At 29.8% G+C, this 26,334-nt stretch carries 23 protein-coding genes; 4 read left to right on the plus strand and 19 right to left on the minus strand.

Annotated features, from left to right (window positions below; translation table 11 throughout):
* Nucleotides 1-62 precede the first annotated feature (62 nt).
* From CLOBL_RS15115 to CLOBL_RS15150, 8 genes are all read right to left on the minus strand, one after another.
* Nucleotides 63-218, minus strand: a complete 156-nt coding sequence (locus CLOBL_RS15115; protein ID WP_077859803.1) for an SDR family oxidoreductase — start codon at nucleotides 216-218, stop codon at nucleotides 63-65.
* A 199-nt stretch (nucleotides 219-417) separates the two neighbouring features.
* Nucleotides 418-1,065 (minus strand): lactate utilization protein, encoded by a 648-nt coding sequence (locus CLOBL_RS15120; protein ID WP_077859804.1) that lies wholly within the window; start codon nucleotides 1,063-1,065, stop codon nucleotides 418-420.
* Between the two features lie 117 nt (nucleotides 1,066-1,182).
* A complete protein-coding gene (locus tag CLOBL_RS15125) occupies nucleotides 1,183-1,776 on the minus strand; it encodes a TetR/AcrR family transcriptional regulator (RefSeq protein ID WP_077859805.1) in 594 nt (197 codons plus the stop codon).
* Between the two features lie 221 nt (nucleotides 1,777-1,997).
* The gene (locus CLOBL_RS15130) at nucleotides 1,998-3,212 is read right to left on the minus strand and encodes an MFS transporter (protein WP_077859806.1); all 1,215 of its coding nucleotides are present in this window, start codon (nucleotides 3,210-3,212) and stop codon (nucleotides 1,998-2,000) included.
* Between the two features lie 229 nt (nucleotides 3,213-3,441).
* Complete coding sequence (locus CLOBL_RS15135; protein ID WP_077859807.1) at nucleotides 3,442-4,455, minus strand: U32 family peptidase; 1,014 nt, start codon at nucleotides 4,453-4,455, stop codon at nucleotides 3,442-3,444.
* A 238-nt stretch (nucleotides 4,456-4,693) separates the two neighbouring features.
* On the minus strand, nucleotides 4,694-6,034 hold the full coding sequence (locus tag CLOBL_RS15140) for a hypothetical protein (RefSeq protein WP_077859808.1): 1,341 nt from the start codon (nucleotides 6,032-6,034) through the stop codon (nucleotides 4,694-4,696).
* 190 nt (nucleotides 6,035-6,224) lie between these two features.
* Nucleotides 6,225-7,352, minus strand: coding sequence for a serine hydrolase domain-containing protein (locus tag CLOBL_RS15145; protein ID WP_077859809.1), 1,128 nt, complete (start codon nucleotides 7,350-7,352; stop codon nucleotides 6,225-6,227).
* Nucleotides 7,353-7,596: 244 nt separating this feature from the next.
* Complete coding sequence (locus tag CLOBL_RS15150) at nucleotides 7,597-8,181, minus strand: nitroreductase family protein (RefSeq protein WP_077859810.1); 585 nt, start codon at nucleotides 8,179-8,181, stop codon at nucleotides 7,597-7,599.
* A 189-nt stretch (nucleotides 8,182-8,370) separates the two neighbouring features.
* Here CLOBL_RS15150 and CLOBL_RS15155 point away from each other — a divergent pair, with 189 nt between their 5' ends.
* Nucleotides 8,371-9,039 carry a cysteine hydrolase gene (locus CLOBL_RS15155; RefSeq protein WP_077859811.1) on the plus strand — a complete coding sequence of 223 codons (669 nt, stop codon included), beginning with the start codon at nucleotides 8,371-8,373 and terminating at the stop codon, nucleotides 9,037-9,039.
* Between the two features lie 212 nt (nucleotides 9,040-9,251).
* Here the strand turns inward: CLOBL_RS15155 and CLOBL_RS15160 are convergent, their stop codons facing one another.
* The 5 genes from CLOBL_RS15160 to CLOBL_RS15175 all read right to left on the minus strand — a co-directional run bounded on the left by CLOBL_RS15160 (nucleotide 9,252) and on the right by CLOBL_RS15175 (nucleotide 13,536).
* Nucleotides 9,252-9,869 (minus strand): hypothetical protein, encoded by a 618-nt coding sequence (locus CLOBL_RS15160; protein ID WP_077859812.1) that lies wholly within the window; start codon nucleotides 9,867-9,869, stop codon nucleotides 9,252-9,254.
* A gap of 172 nt (nucleotides 9,870-10,041) precedes the next feature.
* Nucleotides 10,042-11,811, minus strand: coding sequence for a right-handed parallel beta-helix repeat-containing protein (locus CLOBL_RS15165; RefSeq protein WP_077859813.1), 1,770 nt, complete (start codon nucleotides 11,809-11,811; stop codon nucleotides 10,042-10,044).
* A gap of 412 nt (nucleotides 11,812-12,223) precedes the next feature.
* Nucleotides 12,224-12,733, minus strand: coding sequence for a QueT transporter family protein (locus tag CLOBL_RS15170; protein WP_077859814.1), 510 nt, complete (start codon nucleotides 12,731-12,733; stop codon nucleotides 12,224-12,226).
* Between the two features lie 262 nt (nucleotides 12,734-12,995).
* Nucleotides 12,996-13,145, minus strand: coding sequence for a hypothetical protein (locus CLOBL_RS28055; RefSeq protein ID WP_009172284.1), 150 nt, complete (start codon nucleotides 13,143-13,145; stop codon nucleotides 12,996-12,998).
* Nucleotides 13,135-13,536, minus strand: a complete 402-nt coding sequence (locus CLOBL_RS15175; protein ID WP_077859815.1) for a nucleotidyltransferase domain-containing protein — start codon at nucleotides 13,534-13,536, stop codon at nucleotides 13,135-13,137. The genes CLOBL_RS28055 and CLOBL_RS15175 overlap by 11 nt, the downstream gene beginning before the upstream one ends.
* A gap of 415 nt (nucleotides 13,537-13,951) precedes the next feature.
* Here CLOBL_RS15175 and CLOBL_RS15180 point away from each other — a divergent pair, with 415 nt between their 5' ends.
* Nucleotides 13,952-15,358 (plus strand): DUF4317 domain-containing protein, encoded by a 1,407-nt coding sequence (locus CLOBL_RS15180; protein WP_077859816.1) that lies wholly within the window; start codon nucleotides 13,952-13,954, stop codon nucleotides 15,356-15,358.
* Between the two features lie 99 nt (nucleotides 15,359-15,457).
* On the opposite strand, the gene CLOBL_RS15185 is transcribed toward CLOBL_RS15180, so the two are convergent.
* From CLOBL_RS15185 to CLOBL_RS15195, 3 genes are read right to left on the minus strand one after another with little or no spacing between them, the layout of a single operon-like run.
* Nucleotides 15,458-16,915, minus strand: a complete 1,458-nt coding sequence (locus CLOBL_RS15185; RefSeq protein ID WP_077859817.1) for an FAD-dependent oxidoreductase — start codon at nucleotides 16,913-16,915, stop codon at nucleotides 15,458-15,460.
* A 42-nt stretch (nucleotides 16,916-16,957) separates the two neighbouring features.
* Nucleotides 16,958-18,205 carry an NADH-ubiquinone oxidoreductase-F iron-sulfur binding region domain-containing protein gene (locus CLOBL_RS15190; RefSeq protein ID WP_077859818.1) on the minus strand — a complete coding sequence of 416 codons (1,248 nt, stop codon included), beginning with the start codon at nucleotides 18,203-18,205 and terminating at the stop codon, nucleotides 16,958-16,960.
* Between the two features lie 15 nt (nucleotides 18,206-18,220).
* Nucleotides 18,221-20,332, minus strand: coding sequence for an FAD-dependent oxidoreductase (locus tag CLOBL_RS15195; RefSeq protein ID WP_077859819.1), 2,112 nt, complete (start codon nucleotides 20,330-20,332; stop codon nucleotides 18,221-18,223).
* 99 nt (nucleotides 20,333-20,431) lie between these two features.
* Between CLOBL_RS15195 and CLOBL_RS15200 the strand changes: the two genes are divergently transcribed.
* Nucleotides 20,432-21,250, plus strand: coding sequence for a helix-turn-helix domain-containing protein (locus CLOBL_RS15200; RefSeq protein WP_077859820.1), 819 nt, complete (start codon nucleotides 20,432-20,434; stop codon nucleotides 21,248-21,250).
* 193 nt (nucleotides 21,251-21,443) lie between these two features.
* Nucleotides 21,444-22,265 (plus strand): methyl-accepting chemotaxis protein, encoded by an 822-nt coding sequence (locus tag CLOBL_RS15205; RefSeq protein ID WP_077859821.1) that lies wholly within the window; start codon nucleotides 21,444-21,446, stop codon nucleotides 22,263-22,265.
* 299 nt (nucleotides 22,266-22,564) lie between these two features.
* On the opposite strand, the gene CLOBL_RS15210 is transcribed toward CLOBL_RS15205, so the two are convergent.
* The 3 genes from CLOBL_RS15210 to CLOBL_RS15220 form a co-directional block, all read right to left on the minus strand.
* Nucleotides 22,565-24,118 (minus strand): ABC-F family ATP-binding cassette domain-containing protein, encoded by a 1,554-nt coding sequence (locus tag CLOBL_RS15210; RefSeq protein ID WP_077859822.1) that lies wholly within the window; start codon nucleotides 24,116-24,118, stop codon nucleotides 22,565-22,567.
* Between the two features lie 220 nt (nucleotides 24,119-24,338).
* Nucleotides 24,339-25,340 (minus strand): acyltransferase, encoded by a 1,002-nt coding sequence (locus tag CLOBL_RS15215; protein ID WP_077859823.1) that lies wholly within the window; start codon nucleotides 25,338-25,340, stop codon nucleotides 24,339-24,341.
* A gap of 310 nt (nucleotides 25,341-25,650) precedes the next feature.
* A complete protein-coding gene (locus CLOBL_RS15220; protein WP_077859824.1) occupies nucleotides 25,651-25,926 on the minus strand; it encodes a CD3324 family protein in 276 nt (91 codons plus the stop codon).
* Between the last annotated feature and the right edge of the window lie 408 nt (nucleotides 25,927-26,334).

The following is a 26,334-nucleotide window of genomic DNA, read 5'->3' on the forward strand; positions in this document are numbered from 1 at the left end:
GTGCAATAACGAACCTCTAAGAATCCATGCTATGGATTCTTAGAGGTTTTGTGTTTTTTTAATCAGGAAATGAAACCACCATCCATAATTAATGTTGAACCAGTGGCAAAAGAAGCTTCATTTGGTAGAAGCCATACAATCTCATTTGCGATCTCTTCTGGATTTCCCATCCTTTTAATTGAAATCATTTGAGCAAAGCTATCATGCAATTCAGTCATTGATGCAGTAATTTCCGATAATAACCTTTAATGTTATTGCTGTAGCTTTCCCAATACCGCTTATTGCTCCTGTTACTAATACTATTTTATTCTTCATATTATAATCTCATTATTTCTAAATCAATTTTCAAATCGAATGTTCATTCTAATGTCAGTAAAAAAATAAATAACCTTATTGACTCACTATAATTTTCATTAATTAAAATCCTAAACTATCTCCTACGACAACTACTGTGATATCACTCATTCCTGGTTTTTTTCTCATTACTGAATATGTTCTGCAAATTCTATTTTTTACTTGGCAATTAACACATGTGCCTGTTTTGGTACATGCATTTTGGGTTCCAATTCTTACATTATTCATAGGTGCTGCTGTAGTTTTTAATCTTTCAAAAGCAGCTGTCTCATCTTTACATACTTTATCAGCACTTACTACAATGATTACTTTCTTAGGGCCAAAATTCATAGCTGCTATTCTATTTCCCCAAGCATCAACATTTACAAGTGTTCCATCTAAAGTAATAGCATTTGTACTGCAAAGATATAAATCACTTAACATTTCTTTTTTTGCTATTTCTACTCTTTCTTCTATAGTTAAGTCAGGAATACCATGATCTAAAACCTCTGCTCCAAGTGCCCTAGCCTTATCTTGAATTCCCATATTATATATTGTCATTGATCCTGGAAACCCCACTTTAGATTCTGCTGTAACATGCTTCATGACAAAATCTGAAGCTTCTTCCATAGTTGATACATATAAAGCATCAAAATCATTTTTTATTAATGCATCTACCACCTTTTGTCCAATAGTTTCCTTGTGCCAATTTTTTATTTCATTTGTATTCATTAATTATTCCTCCATCTCTTAATTTTTGCATTGAACGTTCATTCTAATATCATTACAAAGGAGACAAGAGTTTTTGCACAATTTGATTCTTGTAAATCTCCTATATCCGTGTGAATTTTACAATTCGTTCTCTTTTTTTCTTGCAGCATTCCAACATGCATCAATTACTGTTTGAATAATATCATCTGTAAGATCTGTAATTCCATTAAAATATGACTTTAATAAATAAACCATAGACCCATAATGCATTTGAACCATTAGCTTAGGCTCCAATTCAATAAATAATTTTTGCTCAATAGCTTCTGAATAAAGCTTAGCAACTTCATTGCACCAAACATCTTCATTTACTTTTTTCTTTACTTCATCTGTAATATATGGAGAAAATGAATATTGCTCAATAAACTGAAATGCTCTTGAATAATCTATTGCAAACTTAATAAAGTTTTTCCAAACCTCTTGAAATCGGACTTCAAGATCTTCATTTGAATCAAAACCTTTTAAAATTTCATTAGATTGAGAGTTAACTATTCCCTTAAAAAGCTCATTTATAATATCCTCTTTACTATTAAAGTAATGATAGATACTTCCAGTAGATATACCTGAAACCTTGGAAATTAAGGACATTGATGTTGCCTGCAATTCTTTTTCACTTATAAGTTCAAGGGTAGTCTCTAAAACTGCCTTTTGAACTTTATTATATTCTTCAAACATTATTAATCCTCCGTGCAAATCTATAATTTATATTAGATAGAATGTTCATTCTAATTATATTTTAATAAACTTTTAATGTCAACACTCTTTATATAATTTCTCCATAGATATAAATTTTGAATTCTTTTTAGTTTCATTTTGAAAGCTATGGATACTATAAATAAACTATGAAATGTAGATTTTATTTATAGTATCTATTCTCATTTCAAACTCAAAAATTATCAATTCAATTTTTCTGTACAATAATCAGTTTTCACTGTATTTTTGTTAGAATTTCTATAATATATCATTGAAGCTACAACTCCACAAATTGAAATAGCAGCTAATAGGAAATAGCCATTTTTCATAGAAATTGCTACAGAAATTCTTCCTACAATCATTGGTAGAACAGACATGCCTATAGCATAAACCGCTTGAAAAAATCCCATTGCCGTGGATTTCTGATATTGTGGTACTTCTTTCATTGCTTCACTTGTTAAATATGAACAAAGGATACCTGTAGACATTCCTGGAATAATCTGCAATAAGAAAATCTTTGGTATGCTCTTTACTGTTGGAACTAATATACAATAAATAGATATTAGAAAGAAAACTACTGGAATCCATAATTTAGGACCACTTTTAATGCAGAATTTTGAAGATGCAAAACCTGCTGATAATACTGCACATATCATATATAATACGGAAGATAAACCTACGATTAGTGAAGCTGCCCCTAAATCCTTTAATATTTGCGTTGTAAACGACATTGTTGTAGACATCTGAATACCTTGTTGAATTAATGCCAATGCAGAAAAAAACATTAATCTCTTATTTTTGCAAATTGATATGTATTTTATTATGGATATATTTTTATTAGACTTCTCACTTTTATATTCTCTGTTTTGATGATCTTTAATATTTAACGCTATAAATGCCCCCGTTATTCCTGCTATAGCACTCATAGTACATAAAAATTTCATACCTAATTTATCATAAAACATTGTACTTACCGCAAAGCCAAGTAAAATCCCCAAATTATTAGCAACAATTATAGTACTTGTGGCTTTTTGCTGCTGATCTTTTGAAAAATATCCTGTATAATGAACCATGTAAGAAATCCACATGGATGAAGCTGTTCCTGATAAGATATTTGCAACTAAAAACCCTTCTTCACTTGGAATAAAGGCACGTACTATTGAAGCTAAACCTGCAAAAGCAATTCCTATAAATATAAAACCTTTGTGCCTGCCTATAGAATCTGCAAATATTCCAACTGGAAGTCTTAATAAGCACTGAGCAATTCCATAAGCTCCAACAATTGTTCCTATCATACTTGCTGACACACCTTTCATAGTCAAATATGGACTTTGAAATGGTATATATACATATTGCGCAAACCAAAATAGAGTAACTATAATAAGCAGTAATGTTTTTTGATCAATCTTTCTCTTCATAAAAGTTCTCCTCTAAATTTTATGTTATAAAACAAATACTATGACATCATAAGGCAAGCTTTATTCTCTCATGCGTGCAAACTTCATATTTTATATGTACATAAACTAAACAAATCAACGTACATAGTAAAAAATTTAAAAGATCTTAGATCTTCGTTGATTTAATGCATTATTTGCAAAAGTCATGTATAACCTTTGAAATAATGCAAATTTTAAATTATTATTATATTCAGTAATAATAACATTGTCCATCGCATTTACCATGAAACAACTTGTCTTTTATTCTTTTTTCATAAGTACTGCTATCTTCAATATCCTCTAACATACTTAAGGCTATCTTTAAATTTTCCACATCTCTTTTCATATTCTCAATGGAATTTCCTCTTCCAACTACTTTTAAATGTGTAACCCCAGCCTTCTTTAATCTTTTTAAAGAACATAACCCGCAACCAGTACTTCCGAGAACATACGAATCTTCTATTTCATTTTCCATATCATATTGATCTTCTACATAAAATTCTTCATTATTCTTATTTTCCTGCTCTTTATAGTAACCTTCAAGCTTCCTGTCAACATCCTTAAAATTATTTGCATATTTACTCACTTTTGATAAATGATATGGCATTTTACACAAATGTATCATTTCATCACAATGCAGCGAGTTACAAAACGCTCCAGTATAATGGCATCTCTCATTTAAGATAAATGCTTCATATTCCAGACTTTCCGTTTTGTTATTACTTATGCACGATTCCATATCTTTAATTGAATTTTTTCTATGAAATATATATCGTGATATATCAAGCTTATTAAAAAAGTCAATGGAAAGACGATTTAATTCAGCACATTCACCACTTAAATGTACAGAGCATTTTATATTTTTTTCTTTTAAATATAGTATAAGTGCAAGGTCTGCTATAATAAAATCATTAAATCCAATATCTATTAAAGCTTTTATCATTTTAGCTATTATTTCATATTGTTCTTCAAGATAATATAAATAATTAAAAGTTATACTCACCGGTACCTTATATATATCAACCATTTTTTTAAGTATCTTCATCTCTTCAAAGGATCCTATCTGAATGTTATAGTAAAGCACTTCTCTTCTATTTAACGGAAACAAATTACTATATTTCTTATTCCATTCATAAGGAACATATCCACAAAAAACTTCATCTGCTCCAGCTTTCACAATGGTTATATAATCATCAATAGATCCTAATCCTGCTACTATCTTCATTACCTTTTCCTCCCAAGCCACTATCAAATAAATAACGAGTCCACTTGCAAGGCTATTTCCCATCATGCTGCATCAACAAAATGCCCTAATAGACTTGGCTATGAGTGCATTTTATTTCCTGCCCTGATGAAAAATATCCAGCGAAATTTTGGAATTGTTATTTATTTTCATGTGCCTAAACACATGAGAAAACAATAGACAAGTATATTAATCTATTGTCTTCTTTATTATTACTATATCATATGAAATTTAAAACTACTCTATCTATCCCATTACTTATATAATACTCTAATTCTTTTGGATCTTTAAGCAGAGTATCATCAAAAGCAAATAAAGAATTATATATTCCAACCATTTTCAAATGCTTTGGATAGGCAAACACATAATCCATGCAGTACTTTTGGCAGCTATCAACAAGTTTCTGATTTCCTCTATCAAAGCTCACACACATTGCATATAGCGGACAATATTGTGAGGTATTTGTTACATAAAACGGAACATGCATACTATTATGTCCTTCTGCAATAGCTATTCTATAACCACAATTTTCATATTCATATCGTTCTATTTTACATTCTTTCAAAAAGCTATTAAAAATTGAACTATTAAGGCTATTCTCTGCCATAAGCTTTTTATTTTCCATATATTCTTTCTTATAAATATATCTTGGATCTTTTTTTCGCTTATTTAATAACACTCCTAGTGACAACTTTAAATAATCAGTTTTATCTTCAAGCAGCTTAAGCATTCCAAAATCATTTACTATAATCTCTATTGATTTATTATTTTCATTACACCAGCTGTATACCTTATCTATAATATCCTTTGTTTTTTCTATAAAGCAATCTCTCATATATGTAAAACAAAGTGTTATTTGAAGTTCTTCCTGCTTGGCTTTCTGCATCATATTCATTAACAGTTTTACTTCTGGAAATAAATTATGGCAAAATTCATTTCCAATATAAAGTCTGTTTATATCCTTTTGAAATAACTTATGATTATCTACAAAATTTTCTTTTAAGTAACTATTCTTAAATACTTCTATATTGTTATCTATATACTCTTTATACAAAATATAATTATCTAAAGTGATAGCTAATTCTATTGAAGCTAGAACATTCTCATTATATTCTGAATAATTTAGCTTTGACAGCCAGTCTTTTTTCTGCTCTAAATAATATTCATAAAAGTCATAATCAAGTTCTGCTGGATAATCAACCATTTCCTTTGAAAATTCATTACCATCCCCAAAGGTTTTTAATGTAATGTAGTTTGAATAATTTTTAAAAATCTTCCTTACATTAATTAAATATTCCTGTGATTTGATATCAAAAATATACGTTAAATCAAAATCACCTTTTCTTTTTTCTAAAATACTATAATTTTCTATCATTATTTCTTCATATCTACACTCATCAAATATATAAAATACTACTTTTATGCAATCTATTTTCCTTATTTCCTCAGCGGTGCGTACAGTTAGTCTTTTAGGAGATATTTTTAATATACGTACTTCTTTGTCATCTAATAAACAACTTACAAGCCCAGATGGCAATAATTCAACTTCTTCTGGTTCCAATATAATACCTCCTAAAACAATGTCATATCTTTAAATTTTTTTAAATGCTTTTAAGTTTATTCTTCCATTAATTATTCTCTTTATATTTATCATTTTATATATGTTGCAATTGATTTTCCACATTTGACCTCTGGATATTTATTTAGGGGATAAACATCCTAAATGTAATTTTATTATTGCAATATATATATTATTTATCTCCTAGAATTTCAAGTATTCCAGTATATAAATAACTAACATAGGGATCATCATCTTTGTTGCTTAATATAATAATTGAATATTTCTTATAAATATTTCTTCCTATATAGGAAGTATATCCTGGCAGATTTCCCATATGAGAAACAACTTTATTCCCTTCTACACTTTCATCAATAGACCACCCATACCCATAACTGGTTATTCCGGAAGTAAACATTTCGTTTAAGGATGCTCTATTAATTATTTTTTCTGCAAATAAAGCCTGCTCCCATTTATATAAATCTTCAGTAGTTGAACATATCTCTCCAGCCGAAGCTATAATTGGTCCTTCTTTATCAATTGCCTTTTCGTATTCATTGTTTTTTGCATCTATTGTAGAATAGCCAATTGCTTTATTCTTTATTGTATCTTTATTGCTTAAAAAGCCTGTATTCGTTAAATTTAAAGGTTTTAATATATTTTCTTCTATATAGTCTTCATATTTTTTTTGAGATACTTTTTCTATTATATATCCAAGTAATATATAATTTGAATTGCTATATCCAAATTCTGTTCCAGGTTCAAAATCAAGCGGTTCATTTTTAAATAATTCGATAAGTTCCTCCAAAGTAAATGTATCTTTTTCACTCTCAATGGATTCAGCTGAATCTACGTAATCATGAATTCCTGATGAATGATTAAGAAGATTATAAATTTTTATTTTATCTCCCTCAGGATAATCCGGAATATATTTACTGAGAGGATCTTGAACACTTAAAAGATTCTTTTCTTGAAGCATTAAAATTGCTGTTGCTGTAAACTGCTTTGTTAGCGATGCAATCTCAAAAACTGTCTGAGTTGTATTTTCAATGTTATTATCATAATCAGCCATTCCAAACGCTTTATTTAATATTATATTGCTACCATCCGAGACGAGAATTGCGCCATTAAACTCACTATCTTTAGAATAATTATTAATATAATCAATTATTTTTGCTTGAGTATTTTTGCTAATTCCATTTGTGCTTTCTTTTAAGCTATTTGTCTCATTACCTTCATTATTGTTCACCTTCGCACATCCACTTAATAATAAAGTAGCAATTACTAAACATGTTACATATAATATAATTTTTTTTATCATCCTTATATTCCTCAAACCTAAAAATGCAATAATACCTAAATATCATTTAAGTACAATATTGTTATTTTTCTTCTAACTTTCTCATATTATAACATAATTTTTCTTCAAAATATTTTAGCAAAATATTTTTTTAAGGCTGACTTTCGTACTCACATATAAATACATGAATACTTAGTTTATATCTATAAATAAAACACTAACGAAAATCCAAGTTTTAGATCTTTGTTAGTGTTATTGTTTATTATTATTTTACAATTGTTACTGTACTCTCTTTTAACATCTTCTTCACTGGCTTTATGCCGTCTATGTAACCAACACATAGTGAGCCGCAAACCTTATGCTTTTCTGGAATTCCAAGACGTGTTAATAAGCTTCTTACATTTTCATCGCCATCAAACCAAGTTATTTGATTTATCCAGCATGCTCCAAGTTCTAAGAAATTTGCAGTTAAGAGCATGTTTTCTATGGCGCAGGCGCTATCTGCGATTGCATTACTATAAGTGCAATCATTAGATACTATAACTACAGTTGGAGCCCCGTAATAAAAACTGTAGTCATCATTTTTTGAAGCAATTTTGCCAGTTTTTTTACTTTTATACGTATTTTCATCTACTTCTAGTCTTTCAAAAGCTGCTTTTATATATCTATTTAATTCTAAAAGAATTTCATTATTCTGAACCACTGTAAAATGCCATGTCTGAGAATTTCCTCCACTAGGTGCATGCTTTCCTGCATCTAGAATTGTATACAAATCCTCATCTTTTATTTGTTCTTTCTTATACTTTCTTATACTTCTTCTCGATTTTATATTTTCAATCACATTCTCCATATTGACCCTCCTTTTTTAATAATTATATTCCAATGCCTACTTAAATCAAATACCAAATTTTGTATTTACTAGAATAAATAATCTCGTCTGTCAATTAACCCAGAATAAGTAATTATTAATAATTTACACGCACCTTCTCTTATCTTTTTCATAATATATAAAAATGAAAAACAATATTGGAGGCTTAATGTGATATATTTTTGTCCTTTTTATGGTGAATGGTTTGAAGGCTTAAATGATTCTAATAATGGTATATGTTCTCCTATTCATACCTTGCGGACCATAGAAGAAGACCAGACTATAATTGATAAGTGGAATACTATCTCTGCACCTCCTGCACCCGAATTGAGATCAATAACAGTTAATCCAAAAAACACGGCTTTATTAATATTAGATATGGAAAACTCGATATGTAACACTTCTCACTGTATAGCTACTATTCCTAATATTTATAATTTATTAACAAAAGCACGTCAATATGGCATGCTAGTTGTCTATAGCCTAATCCCTACAGCAAATCCTTCAGACATAGCAAAGGAGTTAACTCCTTTATCAAGTGATCCTATTGTAAAATCAAGTGTAGATAAATTCTACAATACTAATCTAGAAGATATATTAAATAATAATGGTGTAAAAACTGTTATAGTGACTGGCTACGCTGCTAATGGTGCAGTCCTTCACACTGCTACTAGTGCAGCTTTCCGTGGTTATAATATAATTCTTCCAATTGACTGCATGTCTGCTGACAATCCTTATGCAGAACAATATACCGCCTGGCATATGATTAACAGTCCTGGAACTAGGAATAAAGCAGTTTTAACGAAAATTAATTTAATTAGTTTTCAAACACCAAAATAAAAACAAATCATAAACAAAAACATACTCTAAAAATAAAAAATCCGCCTTTAAAAAAGCGGATTTTTTGACTTACTCACTTAGTGAATATAAAATTTTACTTCCTCTAAATAACCCATAAAAATCTAAATCTTAGATTTTCATTAGTCTCATAATAGATGGTAAGTAATACTTATATTACCTTTCTTTTATTCTTTCACTCATTATATTCCAAACTATTGTAACTCCAAATAACATCTATTAACTAACTCTTTAATTTCTGGAGCTAATTCAATTTCTGATGAGATAACCAGCTGATTCATAAAATTATTATTAAAGATTTGACAGCAAAAATCATTACCGATTTCATCTATATCGTCATAATTTCTCTCTAGCTTTTGAAGCAAAGCTTCCTCACAAAGTCCAGTTCTATCTATGAAATAATATATATTAAGTTTATTTATGTACTTCTCTATATCCTTAAAATTATCTTTATTAACGACAAATCCAATAATATAATCTTTATCAGTTTTCTTAGACCCCTTTTTAATGCTTAGGCCAAACATTAATATTTCTGGTATTTTCTTTATCTCAATTTTTTTATATGCTATGCCTAAAAGATCTAAGTTCTCTATTATTTCTTCAAATGTACCTTCCGATTTTTCCTGAGGTCCATTATATAATAGTTTAGAATCTATGACTCCTAAGCACAAATTATCTCCTATCAGTCCTTTTAAAACATTTACATTGAACGCATCTTTTTGTTTTATTTCATAATATTCTATAAGACTCTTAAATTTATTTCCATCTTCCTCGTTTTTTACTTTCAATCCACTTCTACCAAATAAAGACATGCTATCCTTCTCCTTCACTAAGTAATCAATAATATTATAACATATTCCAAAAACAGTCAAACAAATAATAAAAATTAAAATAACTCATGAAAATCTACACTGTAGAAATTTTCATGAGTTTTATACTGAATACAAAGCTCAATTTTTAAAATAATAGGCTTGCAGTTGTTATTTAATTTACTGAATTTCCTCCTACAGATACTAAATCAGATTGATAACCTTTAATTTTAGCCATCAATTGTGTATTTAAACTATCATCTGCATCATCAGCATCTGTAAAATTCCATATAAAATCTCCACCATTTATTCTTCCTGCATAAGTAGTCACAACACTTTCAACATTTTCTGGAGAATCCGGAGTATATTTATACATTGATGAGCTTGTATCGAAATTATTATAAGTGTGAGCTCCACTTACAGTTTTATATGTGCTTGGAACAGCTTCATTTCTTGAGGCTGCTAAATATGCATCAAATTGAGTTGAATCTTGATTAGCATAGACTAATCTTGAAGCTTCTTCTATTTTATTATTGTAAGCTTTAATCATTCCTCCTTCCTCATCAGAGAAAGTACCTTTACTATTATTATAGATATCTGTACCTTGTAAAGATGTTAACATTGGATATTTACAATCTCTAAAATAATTTGCTTCTACAAAAGCTGAACTTCCCTTGGTAACACCAACTCCATACTTTGCATTGCCATCAAAATAGTTATTGTACACGTGAACAGTTCCGACCCTAATTCGAGGATGTCTTGAATCTGAATGATCAAACCAATTATGATGATATGTTACAAAGAAATTTTCTGTATCGCTCATACCACAAAGGGAACTCTTACCTGAATCATGAAAGTGATTATATGAAACTGTAACATAAGTTGAATTCTGTTTTATATCACAAGATCCATCACCTTTTACCTGATCGGCATCACTTCCGGCTGCACCATAGAAAATATCATTATTATGAATCCAAATATTTTCATTATCAGTATCAAGTGAAATTCCATCATCAGGGAATAACATAATACCAAGGTTTCTAACTTCTACATTATGAGCATCTCTAACAAGTATTCCCCATCCATAAACTGTAGCATCCTCTCCTACACCTTCAAGTGTAACATTATAGCAGCCTTTTAACTGCAGATATCCATTGCTGTTAAGACCACTAATATCTGATGCTTTAACTTCACCTATCATACGAATGATAAGAGGTGCCTTATCATATCCCTTTTGGCGTTTTGCCAAAATATCAACAAGACCTGTGCAGGTTGTTTTTGTTCCTTTGCTATTAGTTATAACATCTGCTGTTATAGTATTTACATTGTCTGCTGTTACATATAATATTTGTGCATTACTTGCTATAGTACCATCGTCATTATATCCACCTGAGCCTGTCCCCATTGGTGAAGCTGAAGAAAATGCAAAACCTTCTCTCGTATTTGCTTTTACACTAAGTGTCTTTGTAATTGTCTGTTCTGAAGTAACTTCTGCATTATTTGCAACGGGAACTATTTTTATTACATAACTTCCTGCTGCAAGACCTAGCACATCTGCTCTAAAATACGATGGATATTTTCTAATTAAGTCAGTGTCTATTTGCTTGTACGAAGAATCTGATGCAGATGCTTCTTTATAATACACATCATATCCAGTGGCTCCGCTAACTGGACTCCATTCTACGTAAGCTGATTCTAACCAGCCTTCGCTATCTAATATAGATACTGTACTGCTTTCTACAAATGATGTTGCAGCTCTAGCTGATACTAAAGATGCTGCTGCCTGTGTAGTACTACTTTCACTAGTCACTGTATTTTCCGTACTTATAGTACTTGCGCTAACACCAAATGATGGTGCTATTACCATTGATGATGCTATAGCTGCTAACACTACCTTCTCTGAAATTTTTTGAACCTTCATGCTTTTTGTAATTCTTTTTTTCATCTTATCATCGCCTCTCCTTTAATTTATGTTTACATAGAACAATCTTGATTATACGTTTACAATTACATATTCTCACGATACTTAATTTAAATACATACTTTTTCCTCAAAAGGTATAAAATAAATCTTAAAATATAATTTTTTCTTATTCTTATATGAATATCTATAACATTACCAATAATATACTTTTAATGAAAATATATTTATTTTTAATAATATATTACTTTTATATTAGATTTTTCATTTCTGATTATGCTATATACTTTAATAATTATAGATAATATAAAAAAGCCTCACAAAAATCTAAATTATAGATTTTCAGGGGCTTTATGTGAAATCTAAGCAGCTTATTATAAATGCAATAAACTCGAAAATTATTTTTGCCATAATCCTAAAAATAGTGATTATTTATTTTAATTCTTATAAATTACAAACACTTTATCAAACCTATTTTGTAACAATTTAATAACTGGTACTCCAACGACTGTAACAACAACAAATTCCCCAATTGCAACTTCTCCTATTGATAATAAAAGCGGAAGCTGATAAACATAGTTAAGCATCCATCCAATTATTAAACCATTAAAAATGGTAGGCCATAATGATGCTATTATTAATGAAGCTTTATTATTCTTTACAAACTTTCCTGTAATTGAAATAGCATAAACACTAATAAAGGTTGCTAAAGTACCAAATACAATGTCCATAATTCCATTTGGCCCGAGCATATTTGCAATAAAACATCCAATTGTAAGTCCTGCAATATAAAAAGGATCAAAAAATGCTAGTAATACCATTATTTCGGATATTCTGAATTGTATAGGTCCATAGCTTATTGGCGCTAATACAAATGTTATAACTGCATAAAGAGCTGCTACAATAGCTGTTTTAACTAATCTATTTACTGTTTTATCATTATTCATATAAATTTCTCCATTCTGTTAACAATACTTTTTAAGTCAACATTACATATCATTTTTCAAAAAGCCTTCAAATGAAAAAAATCGTAGGACATATCCTACGATAAATAAACTTAACAAAAATAAAAGATTCCACTAATAACAAATTAGTTTAAATCTTTATTGTCCTTAATTATTTAACCGTAGTTTTGTTTTAAGTCAGGAGGCTTTCGAACTGACCATATGCTATTTTGACCTATATGATTATATCAAATTGCTGTATTTATTACAAGTTATACGTTATGACGTTTAAAATTATTGAATCTTGCTTTGTATACTCTTTTAAATTATCTGGATTATTATCATATACTTCTTTAATCCTATTTATGCACCTTTCAATAGTTTCAATTTTATTAAAGATAACATCATTTCCCATATACAGTTCCTCTTTCTTTAATCTTCTTTAAAATAACTTCACGTTCTTCATTTAACATTGCGTATGATTTAAAAGCCCTCATTTCAAAATACATCCTCTTAGTTTCATCGCTGCAATATATTATTTTACCTGTACCTACTACTTGAGCCTTAAATACCGTTGATGATGCATTTAAATTTATTAAATCCACATCTCTATTAAAAACATCAGCCAGCTCCTGAGCTTTAATGAAACATTCATAATCATTTACATCATTATCAGTTAAAAAAGCAATATCAATATCGCTGTCATCCCTAAGTCTATTTTGGACCGCTGAACCAAATAAGTATATGACTATAGGATTAAATTCCTTCTTTAGTATTTCAATAGCATTATCTAATTGAATCTGCAAATTAATCCCTCCTAAAATATTCTAATTTCTTTTTGACTCTTTGGCTTCCTATTAATTATATTATATCCCATAAATTATTCACATAAAACCCAAAATTGCACTAACCTAATTTCCTCGTTAGATTTTTAAATTGTCTTTAACACTGAGATTAATGCTTTTCTACATTTAACCTCTGAATATTTACTTAAGGGATATGCATCCTAAATGCAATTTTATTATTGCAACATATATACTTGCAGACCTCTTCCTTGAACACTATACTATATTATGTAAAACATATTCCTTACTATGTACTAAATCACATAAAAAACTAACAAGTTAATCTGCCTTGGTGTATCTAATAAAAACATTCGTGGCGAATTTGGACTTGCTAACTTTTACGTGCTTAATAACTCATGAAATGAGAGGGCGATATATGAGAAAAAAAGATATATTAGAATTAAAAAGACGTTTAAAAAAGGACGAATGTACATTTACAAAAATGTGTGGCTGCTATGTAGATGGTCAAAAAAATATTGTATTAAATCTTAAAGAAACCTTCCTTAATCTAAGGGAAGAAGAATTTTTCAAATACTTAGAGATTGCGAAAAAAACATTATCAGGTACAATCGGAAATAATATTCTTGAACTTAATTTTCCTCTTGAGGAAGAAGGTGTAGGCAGCAAACAGCTTTCTCTAATGGAACTAAAAAAAAGCAGCTTAAAAAATGACGTTCTACTTAATAACTTCTACAAATTAATCATAGATAGTTATGACTATACAGGTAATTTTTTGATACTTATCTTTCATGATGCTTATGATGTCATGACAAGGACTACAGATAATTCAAAATTAGATGAATCAGAAGAAGTATATGAATATATTTTATGTGCAATATGTCCAGTATCACTCTCAAAGCCAGGCCTTGGATATATTGAGGATGAAAATCGAATCGGAGCGCGTATTAGAGACTGGATAGTTGGTCCTCCAGATCTTGGATTTGTGTTTCCAGCTTTTATAGACCGCAGCACTGATATTAATTCAATCATGTATTATACAAAAGATGCAAAAGAGCCACATCCTGAATTTATGGAAGAAGTTTTAGGCTGTAGTTCAAAACAAACTGCAACTGAGCAAAAAGAAAAATTCCATACTATTATTCGTAATGCTATTGGATATGATGATGAAAAATCTGACCGCTTAATTATGGAAATTCAAGATACTCTAAATACTATGATAGATGACCATACTACTGTTAATGGTAAGAACGCTGAACCCATAGTTTTAAATAATGATAATATTCAAGATATTTTAATTGAAAGTGGAATTCCTGAAGAAATTACGGAAAAAATTGAAAAATTATATTCTAGAGAATTTGGTGATACTCCTCCTGCAGCAGAAAACTTAATTGATAAAAAAGTACTTGCCGCAAATGAACAAAGAAAAAAAGAAGAAACACTTGAAAAGAAAGTACGAATACTTGAAGAAAGACTTGAAAAAACAAAACAAGATACTAATTTAGATCCAGAAAAAGAATCAGCTTTAGATGCAGAACCTGAATTGGCTTTAGAGTCAGATGATAATAACACCTTTGAAGCAAAATCAGATATTGCTTTAGAAACAGATGCTAATATTAATTTAGAACAAGCCTCAGAAGCTGAGCTAGAATCCGAAATAGATGCTGAGGAAAATTCAGTTCCAAACTATGATATAGTACTTCAAGTAAAACCTCAAAAAGTAGCTCAAATAAAATCACAGATAATAGATGGAAAGAAATGTATTGTAATTCCAATTGATGATGATGAACAAGCTAAGGTAAATGGTGTTAATACACCACTTTAGGCATATGAAAATAAATAACCCACTAAAATCTAGATTAATATAGATTTTAGTGGGTTTAAAGCATTACCTTTAAAATTCTACAAAAGCAATTAAACTTTTCTATTCTTCTGTAAAATGCTCTTTAATGTATTTAACAGCACTTTCACCAGCGATTCTTCCTGAATTTACTGCGAATCCTAAAGTATTTCCTGGAAGTATAAATACATAATCAGGATTGCATACAGAATTTGCATCTGTTCCTGCTGCAAACAAACCTGGTATCACTTTATCTTCAGTATCAATTACTTCTGTGTTGTAATTAATCTTAATTCCACCTAAGCTTCCGTATGCACTTGGAGCAAATTTTAAAGCGTAGTATTTTGGTCCAATTAATGGTTTTAGATATTTTGGATTCTTATTAAATACTGTATCTGTTGACTTGCAGCTTTCATTATATTCATTGATTGTCTTTACAAGTCCTTCTTTATCAACTCCTGTTTTATCTGCTAATTCTTCAATAGAATCTGCAATAAATAAAACATCATTTCCATTCTTAATCAGATCATTCATTTCCTGCTTAAAATCATCCATGCTTATATTTGAAGTAACTACATTAATTAAATCTAACCCATTTTTCTCATATAGCTTCATAATACTTTCATCTATAATAGAAAATGCAGTTCTATTTTTTTGCCTGCAAATAGCGTTAACTGAGAATACAGGATTTTCAACTACAGCTTCATCATAAAATCTTTCTCCATCTAAATTAACAAAAAGATTTGGTTGTCTAAATGGAAGTTCTATTGGAGCGTATCCACCTGTATTAGGTGCAAAGAACACTAATTCCATATCCATTCTGTCTCTTGCTGCGCCAGCTTCCCATGCCATACTTATTCCATCACCTGTAAGTCCTGGAATTCTATAAGAGAATAGATCTTTTCCCCATTCAAATTTTGTATATTTTTTAATGAATTCTGGACTGTCTCCAAAACCACCTGTTGCAATAATAACTGCGGAACCATATGCTTCAATTTCTCCATCTTTATCTTTAGCAACTACTCCTATAACTTCACCATCATCTTTAATTAAGCTTTGAATTGGTGTTTCAAGGCATATCTTAACCCCTAATTCTTCTGCTCTGTCAGTCATTGCTTTAATCATGGTAGCAGCAGCTCTAAGACCAGGTGCTCCAGTTTTAGGTTGTACAATATGCCATGTTGCTTCTGAACCTGGGAAGTATTTTGATGGCAATGCAAATTTCACTCCCATCTCCTCTAACCATTCAATTGTACTAGCTGATTTATATAGGTAGTTTTTCACCAATCTAGCATCTGAACGCCAGTGAGTATAATCCATAAATTTTTGGAATGCTCCTTCTCTTGTACAATCAACAAGTCTTTCTTTTTGCATTTTTGTTTCTACTCCTAAAAGCCCCATTGCCATGTTTGCACATCCACCAGTTGTGTTTGCCTTTTCAAATACAATAACTTCTGCTCCTTGCTCTGCAGCTGATATAGCTGCTGCCATTCCTGCGGCTCCTCCACCTACTATGATTACATCTGCTTCCATTTCACGCATTTTTCTTACCTCCTAATATTTATATAAAATTTTAATTACTAGCTACTTTCTTCTTCTTCTTCCAATTCCAAGACCTTTTTTTTCAACAAATGCACTTTCTTCAAAGCTTCCTACCTCTATTGGTTCTAAAGGTAGATTAGGCTTTATATTTCCATATCTTTTAACTGCTTTTAAACTACATATTTCTTCACATTTTCCGCACTTATCACAAGAATCTTGATCAATAATATGAATAAAATTTGTTTCTCCTTTTATTGCTCCTTGATGGCAATCAATACATTTACTGCAGCCATCGCAGATTTTAGGATCAATATAATAATTTGCATAAGAAATGCAATCTAATGTATTACATATTTTTCTATCAATATGCTTTTCAAATTCATCTCTAAACTTATTAATAGCGGTATATAATGGATTTGAAGCACTCCTTCCAAAATCACATAAAGTTCCAACTTTTATAGTTTCAGATAATTCAATTGCTAAATCTATATCGCTATCCTTACCCTTACCTTCAGTTGCATCCTTTATTATTTTATAAAGCTGATATATTCCTTCTCTACAATATACACATTTCCCACAAGTTTCTTTGCTATTAGCTAACATTTTTTCAGTAATCCATTTTACTATACAAGTATCTATGTTATATACTTCAATTTTTCCCACTTGCATCATTGTGCCATTTACAATCATATTTTCATATGTAAATGATATATCTAATTCTTCTTCAGTAAAAACAGTTCCTGTATTTCCACCTACTTGTACAAATTTTATTGTTTTTCCTGATTCAGTACCATTTCCATATTCATCTATGATTTTTCTTAAAGATGTACCTAATGGAATTTCATAAACTCCCGGTTTTTTAACATCTCCAGCTATAGAAACAATTTTTCTAGGGACATAACTTTCTTCATATAAAAAGCGACTAAGTGCCAGCATAGTTTCTGCATTATGAACAAGAGTATGTTCATTAAATACTTCTGCTTCAAAAGCTTTATCATTATCTACTAAAATTACTTTTAAACCTTGCTTTTCTAATTCTATTAAGAAATCACTATAACACTCACTAAGATAAATCTTACATTCATTTATTTTTAGTTCCTTCATACATATCTTAATTCCATCAGTAGCTTCATTCATATATTTTTCTAATAAATATTTAATATTTTCACTTTGTCTGCTGTCTTCAATAAAAAGGCATACCAGCTCCTTAAAGCTTGACCTTTTCCATTTGTCTGCCACCTTTTTATTTTTAATTCCATATCCTGATATTTTTATATCTTCCAAAATCATTTTTTCCTCACCTCCCTATTTAACCTTATATTCTGTCCAAAATTTTGCCTTCGTAAGCTGAGGACGTAAATCACATTGAAGACATCTCGAAGCTTCACATTGTGCTTCTTTTTCATCCAAACCAACTGTCATTAACTTGAAATTATCAATTCTTTTATCAACCGAAATACACTTATAATGATTACATTCTTTTTGAGCAAAATCATTTTCTATTTCTATCTTTCCCTCTAATGGCTGATCTGTTGATAATATTTCTTCTATGTTTCCATCTCCCCCTAAATATATATCAACATTTGAGGCTGCTTTCCTTGCACCAGCTATTGCTTGAATTACAGAGGCAGTTCCCGTTACTGCATCCCCAACTGCAAAAACTCCATCTACACTGGTTTTACAAGTTTCATCAATATTAATTAATCCTTTAGCATTAACTTCTATTTCTTCAAAGCCAGTAAGATCTGCCTTTTGACCTGTTGCAAAAATAACCATCTCTCCTTGAATTAAATGTTCAGAATCTGGTTTTATATTTAAAACCAACTTTCTATTTTCATCAAAATGAAAATCTTCTACTTCTTGGCACAAAAGTCCAGAAACCTTTCCTTCATTTTCTTCAATTCTTATAAAAGTTCTGTTATTATAAATTTCAATTCCTTCTTCTTTTGCTTCATCTATTTCTTCTTGGCTGGCAGTCATGTTTTCCTCATTCTCCAGACAAACAACAGCTACTTTTTCACAACCAAGCCTCTTGGCTGATCTTGCGCAATCAAAAGCTACATTACCTCCACCTAAAACAATAATTGAATTTTTCATAGTTATATCTAAATCAATCAAATCTCTTCTTAAAAAATCAATATTTACATATACATCCTTTAAATTAGAACCCGGAATCGGAATACGCACTCCCTTATCTGTTCCTATTGCAATTAAAGCTGCATCATATTCTTTGTCCATTAATTCTTTTATAGAGTTAACTTTCTTATTTGTAATAATATTTACTCCTGCTTCTTTGATAATAGCAATTTCTGATTCTACAACTTCCTTAGGCAGACGATAATCTGGTATACCAGCTGATAACATACCTCCTGAAACAGGAAGTTTTTCATAAGCATCAACACTATGTCCTAATTTTGCAAGATAATATGCTGCAGTTAATCCAGCTGGTCCAGCCCCTATAATTGCAACCTTTTTATTAGTACTTTGCTTTTTAAAAGCTTTCTCTTTCCATTTTTGTGAATCCACTTCAGCTGCAAATCTTTTTAAATCACGAATAGAAACTGACCCATTTATATCTTTTCTTCTACATGCAGCCTCACAAAAGCGCATACAAACAAGTCCCAAAGATTTTGGAAATGGTGCTTTCTCACGAATTACTGCTGCTGCTTCTTCAAAATCTCCATCTTTTATAAATCTAACATATTTAGGAACATTGATCCCTGCTGGACATTCATGTTTGCATGGTATCAATACATCATTTCTATTTCCATCCTTGAATATTCCCTTTTTATCTTGCAATGCTCCTGTTGGACAAACTTCAACACATGCGCCACAAAAACGGCAGTTAGCATCTATTAAGGATAGATTATTTTTAATTCCTACATACGTTCTATCCTCTTTATTTTTATCAAGTCCTATAATTCCTACTCCTCTTACATCTCTACACACTCTTATGCATCTACCGCATGCAACACACCTGTTTAAATCTCTTACAATTAATGGATTGCCAGTTTCAACTGGAACTGCATTTAAAGTTCTTCTAAGTCTTGAAGTACTTACACCTAAGTATTGTATTAACGACTGCAACTCACATTTTAAATATTTGGGGCATGTTGTGCAATCATCTACATGGTTTGCAAGCATTAATTCCATTGATAACCTTCTCATAGAATCTAACTTTTCAGACTTTGTTTTAATTATCATTTCTTTTTCAACTTTTGTAGTGCATGCTGTCTGAATCTTATCCTTACCTGCTATTTCAACAACACATAACTTACAGCCTCCAACAGCCTCCAAGTCTGGATGATGACAAAGATGAGGAATATAAATATCAGCTTCTTCAGCTACTTCCATTATAGTTTTGTTTTCGTCAGCATATAATTCAATACCATCTATTACGACTTTAATCTCGCTCATATTAACCTCCAAATTTCTTGACTTTAGTAAAAAAACTAACTTATACTATAAATATAAACGTTACCATAATGGTAAAGTCAATAGGAGTGTGTGAAAAAAATGACAAATTTATATACAATCGGAGAAGTATCTCGCTATATGAACATATCACCTAAAATATTACGCCATTATGATCATTTAAATTTATTAAAGCCTTGCTATATTTCCCCTGACACTAAATATCGATATTTCAGTTATGATCAATTTTTTATAATTGATGTTATTCGTTATTTAAATAAAACCTTATTAATTCCATTGGAAGACATAAAAAATTTACTTGATGAAAACAAAGATTATGATACATTATTAACATTTTTAAAGGCTCATGGAGAGCAACTTGATAAAAAAATTGCAGCTCTTGAATTCTCAAAACAAATCACTGATACCCTAATTTCTGATATTAAAGATCGAAAGAAACATCCTCCAAATATTCAAATATATGAACAATATCTAATGAGTCGTAAACTTTATTATGTTGAACTTGATACATCCATTTATGATATAGATAAATATGTAAATCGAAATATTAATAATATAATCGCTATAGATAGTAAAGAACATAATACTATGTGCCTTTTAATTTCCTTACAAGAATATATTGAAACGCACAAGTTAATAGTTAAAGGCTTTGGTATATTTTCTGATAAAGTAATCCCTGGATTAAAATCAAGAATTATTCGTGAAGGTAGATATATTAATCAGCGCTTTATTTATTCAGAAAAAAACACTGAATCTGCAATAAATGATTTAACTAAATATGCTAATAGCAACAATATAACAATTGACACTACAGCTTTTTTAGTATCAAAAATGGTAGATTTATCTGCATGTTCAAAATATAATTATTTGATGGAGCTTCAGATAATGCATCCCATGTAATCAAACTTTTATTATATACTATGTTGCAATAATAAATTTACATTTAGAAGGCTTATAGGCTAAGTAAATATCTAGATGTAAAATGAATAAAACTAATTGCGATATATATAAATTTAATTTCATAATATGTGAATTTTATAAAGTTATGTAGTATAATGTAAAATAACTAACTAATTATGAGAGGTGAATAAATATGACTAGAGAAATAATCAATTCATTAAAAGATGTACTTCCACTCCTTAGAGATATGGTTAAAGAAGATATTGCTGTATCAATTACAGACACTGAAAAATTCATAGCCTATTACCCTAATGAAAAAATTCCAATGAAATTAAATATAGGTGATAGAATACGTGAGGGTGACCCTTATCTTGAAGCTATAAGAACAAAAAAAATCACTTCAAATATTTTACCAAAAGAAATATTTGGAATAGTATTTCAAGGGATATGCTACCCACTTATTGATGATAATGGTGACGTCTTTGGAGCAGTTGGTATTGCAAAAAGTCTTGAAAAGCAAACTATTATTCAGGACTCCTCTGAAAACATTTTCAGTTCCATAGAACAAACTGGTTCAGGTCTTGAAGATATAGCAAATTCTTCTCAAAAATTAGCTGCTGCTATAAATAATATTGTAAACTATACAAAAACAACTAATGAAAGGCTGCAATATATCGATTCAATACTTGTTTCAATCCAAAATATTGCCTCTCAATCAAATTTATTAGCTTTAAATGCTGCAATAGAATCAGCTAGAGCAGGTGATGCAGGAAAAGGCTTTAGTGTTGTTGCAAATGAAATGAAGAAATTATCGCAACTTAGCAGCGAATCTGGTAAGCAAATATCAAATGTAATGTTACAAATAAAAGAATCAATAGCACACATTGAAAATGAAATATCTGAATCAAGCTTAGCTGCTGATTCACAGGCTGCTGCTACTGAAGAATTGACTGCTTCTATGGGTGAAATAACTTCTTCTATTGAAACTTTAAAAAACATTGCAAAGATTCAATAACAATAATTTCAACCCTTATAAAATAAATATAAATTTGCATCTAAATAAAGTAACTTAGTTGTTTTATGACTGTTAAAATTAAAAATACATATTATTTAGATAAGTACATATTTACTTATACTGAAATTGAGAATAGCCCATGAAATCAAAGTTCTTGATTTTCATGGGCTTTATTTTTGAAGACAAAGCATCGTCTTCAAGTTCAATAATATCCTATGAATTTTCTGTACCGCAAAACTATATAATTACATAGTTCTCCATATAAATTTTGTATCTTTCTTTACCTTTATTCATTGATATTATTTAGTGCAATACCTCCACTCCTCACAATTCCATACATCTGTTGCAATTTCTTTATAAAACTCTGGTTCATGGCATACTATTATTATGCTGCCGTCATATTCCTTTAAGGCACGTTTAAGCTCATCTTTAGAATAAATATCTAAGTGATTTGTTGGTTCATCTAAAACCAACAGATTACTAGGTTCATTAATCAGCTTGCACAGCCTAACTTTAGCCTGCTCTCCTCCACTCAATATATTAATAGGGCTGTCTATATGCTGCCTTGTTAATCCACATCTAGCAAGATTACTTCTCACTTCTGTTTGAGTCAAATCGGGAAAGGTGTTCCAAACATCATACAAAACCGAAGCAGTATTATCTTCTATGATTTCCTGCTCAAAATATCCAATCTTTCTATAATCGCTTAAAGTTATTTCACCATCTATTGGTTTTAATAATCCAAGCAAGGTTTTTAGGAGAGTAGTTTTCCCTAAACCATTAGCTCCTGTTATTGCAATTTTTTCTCCTCTTTTCATTTTTAAATTTAGAGGTTTACTTAAAGGTGCATTATATCCAATAATTAAATTATTTGCTTTAAATATTATACTTTCTGGCAACCTTACACTTTTAAAGTTAAAATGAGGTTTTATAATTTCTTTTTTTATTTCTATCTTTTCAATTCTATTAAGCTTTTTCTCTCTTGACTTAGCCTGCTTTGAAGTTGAAGCTCTTGCTTTATTTTTTCTTATATAATCTTCAAGCTTTGCAATTTCATTTTGCTGCTCTTTATATTCAATTAGCCTCTGCTCTTTTCGTATTTCATAAAGCCTTACAAAATAATCATAATTTCCTTCATATCTTGTTAATGTTTTGTGCTCAAGATGATAAACTACGTTCACTACACTATTTAAGAAACTATTATCATGAGATATTAATATAAATGCACTTTCATAGTTTTTTAAATAATTTTTAAGCCATTCAATATGCTCTTCATCCAAATGATTAGTTGGCTCATCTAATAATAAAATATCCGGTTTCTCCAAAAGCAGTTTGGCAAGTAAAACCTTAGTCCTTTGTCCTCCGCTTAATGTTGAAACATCCCTATCTAGGAGCTCTTTAATTCCAAGACCAGCTGAAGTTGCCTGTATTCTGGAGTTAATGCTGTAAAAATCACTTTTATCTAAAATTTCCTGCATAGTTGCGATTTTTTTTAAACATTTATCCATTTCCACTTCATTCATATTACCAAGCTTGCTATATAAATCATTAATTTTATTCTCTATATTAAATAAATTTATAAAGGCTTCCTTTAAAAAATTAAATGCAGTAATTCCTTCTTTTAAATCAACCCATTGATCCATATATCCAATGCTAAACTTATTATTCCAATCAATTTTACCTTCATCTGGCAAAATCTTATTTGTAATAATTTTCATAAAGGTTGATTTTCCCTCTCCATTTGCACCAATAAAACCAATGTGTTCCCCTTTTAATAATCTAAAAGAGGCATTGCTAAATAATATTCTATCTCCAAATGAATGACTCATGTTTTCGATTGATAAAATACTCATATTATTCATCTCCTCGTGTCCTCATAATGAATAATACCATTCCCAAGTGCAAAGGCCAAGTTCATAAATAATTCTGCAATATTTATAATCGCAAGAAATATTTATAAAAATAAAAAATCCCCAGAATGAGTATAATAACTATCCCAGAGATTTCTATACGCTTTAATTTAGGCACAATCAAAAAATAACAAGCCCATCTGCCAGTTTATTTTCATGTGCCTTATTTTAAAATAATATTCTTTAATTTAGTCTTTCTAATCAAGGTGATTATTAAAGCAGATAAACATAAGGTAAATATAAACTTAATCATTGAGTTTGCAGCAAGTGCAGGTAAAAGTATAATAATCCAAATCATTATTATCTGATGTGAACAATATAGTCCTATACTGTATTCCTTGCAGGCTTTAGAGACTTTAGATGAAATATTTTTACTATACTCAATTGCCCAAATAAATATGAGTGGTGCTGAAATTATAGCAGATAAATACATATTAGCATCCTTAGCAATACCTGTTTTGTTTAATAGAAATGTTTCAATTAATAATATTATTATAGATATTATACTTAATAAACCTGCTCTTTTTACTTTTTCATTTAATTTATATTTATTTATTGCTGCACCTAAAGTTACGAAAAGAACTGATTCAGTAATACCTACTTGAGGAAGAAAGAATATTCCTGTGTAGCCCTTAATTAAAGGATTTAGCACAGTATTTTCATATAATCCATTATAAGTATCTCCGCTTGTCCCAAATAAATATAATATAAACCCAACTATAAGTAAAAAAGCTATTTTATCTCTTCTTAGTAATGGCGCTATTATAAAAATAGTAATAATTAAAGAAGATATATACCAAAGGCTTCCTGTAATACCTATAAATAAAAATCTTTGAATAATAATTCTTATTGGCATATTTAAGTTACTTAAGACAACTGGAATCAAAGTTACAGTTTCTATAAGAACCCATGAAACATAGAGTACTAATAATCTTTTTAATGTAGTTTTAGGTTCTTTTGGCGATTTGATTCGATTATATAAAAAGTAACCTGATACTATAAAGAAAAACGGTACTGCAAGCCTGCAAATCCCCATGCTAGTGGCTATCCGTAAATTCTCATTTACAGACTGAAATGCCATTGTATGAATCATCATAACTAAAATAGCAAACACTAAACGTAATACATCAACCATCCCATAATAAACATTATTTTTTGTTTCCATATAACATAATCACTCCCCTTTACTAAATTTATTACTTTCTTTAATATTCCTAATTTTTAAATACCCACTATTAAACTTTACGTTAAATAATTGATTATATGAATCCTATTTTAAAACTGTTATAACGACTTAGGCACAATCAAAAAATTAACAGCCCTGTATTCTTGCCTCCCACCTTACTTATACAAATATAATAGTATAAGTAATAAATCTTGGTAACGTTAAACTTCCAAATTATACATTTTCAAAGTCCAACTGTCACTTAAGGCATATCTTTCATAGTAATAACTGTGAAAAATATGCCTTAATCTTAAGTAGAATTTTTTTGCTTTCTAATTATTCTTCTAATACTTCCTTCTGTCAAAAAATATTTTTCCGATAACACTTTAACAGACATTCCAGAGTAATACTCATTAAATATTTCTTTATCTCGTGTTTTAAGATATCTTTTAGTTTCAGTATTCTCTCCCCAGAATTTTTTATTTTCATTTTTCCTAGGTATATAGATATATCCACCATCAATATACTCTTGAATTATTTCAATTATACCGTCTGGCAGTATATTTTGCGCTTTTTCATATTTCATAATTTCTTCGCTCCAATCAACATTTAATATATAAATGAAGATGCAAAGCTTGCTTTGGCTTAATCAAAAAATTAATAGCTCAGTACATTTACCTATACTTCATCTATTATTTCCATTCATATGCACAAAATATGAAAAACTCAAACTTTATATATTGGCTCCAAGCAAAAGTTTTTCACATCTTACAATCTTTGCATGGAGCTAACTACTATTGCTAAAAACATAGTTAAATCACTTCCTTTTATTTTATATTATGGCATTTAAGTGATTGATGTCAATCTTAATAAAAAAATCGAAGGCGACTGTGGAGCCGGAGATTTTTTTATGCCTCTGCCTTTTCGAACACATGTGAAAAAAATCTGGCAGGCGAATAAGATTTATTTTTTATTCTTTTTGACACACAAAACC

The sequence above is a fragment of the Clostridium sp. BL-8 genome, assembly GCF_002006495.1.
GTDB lineage: Bacteria > Bacillota > Clostridia > Clostridiales > Clostridiaceae > Clostridium.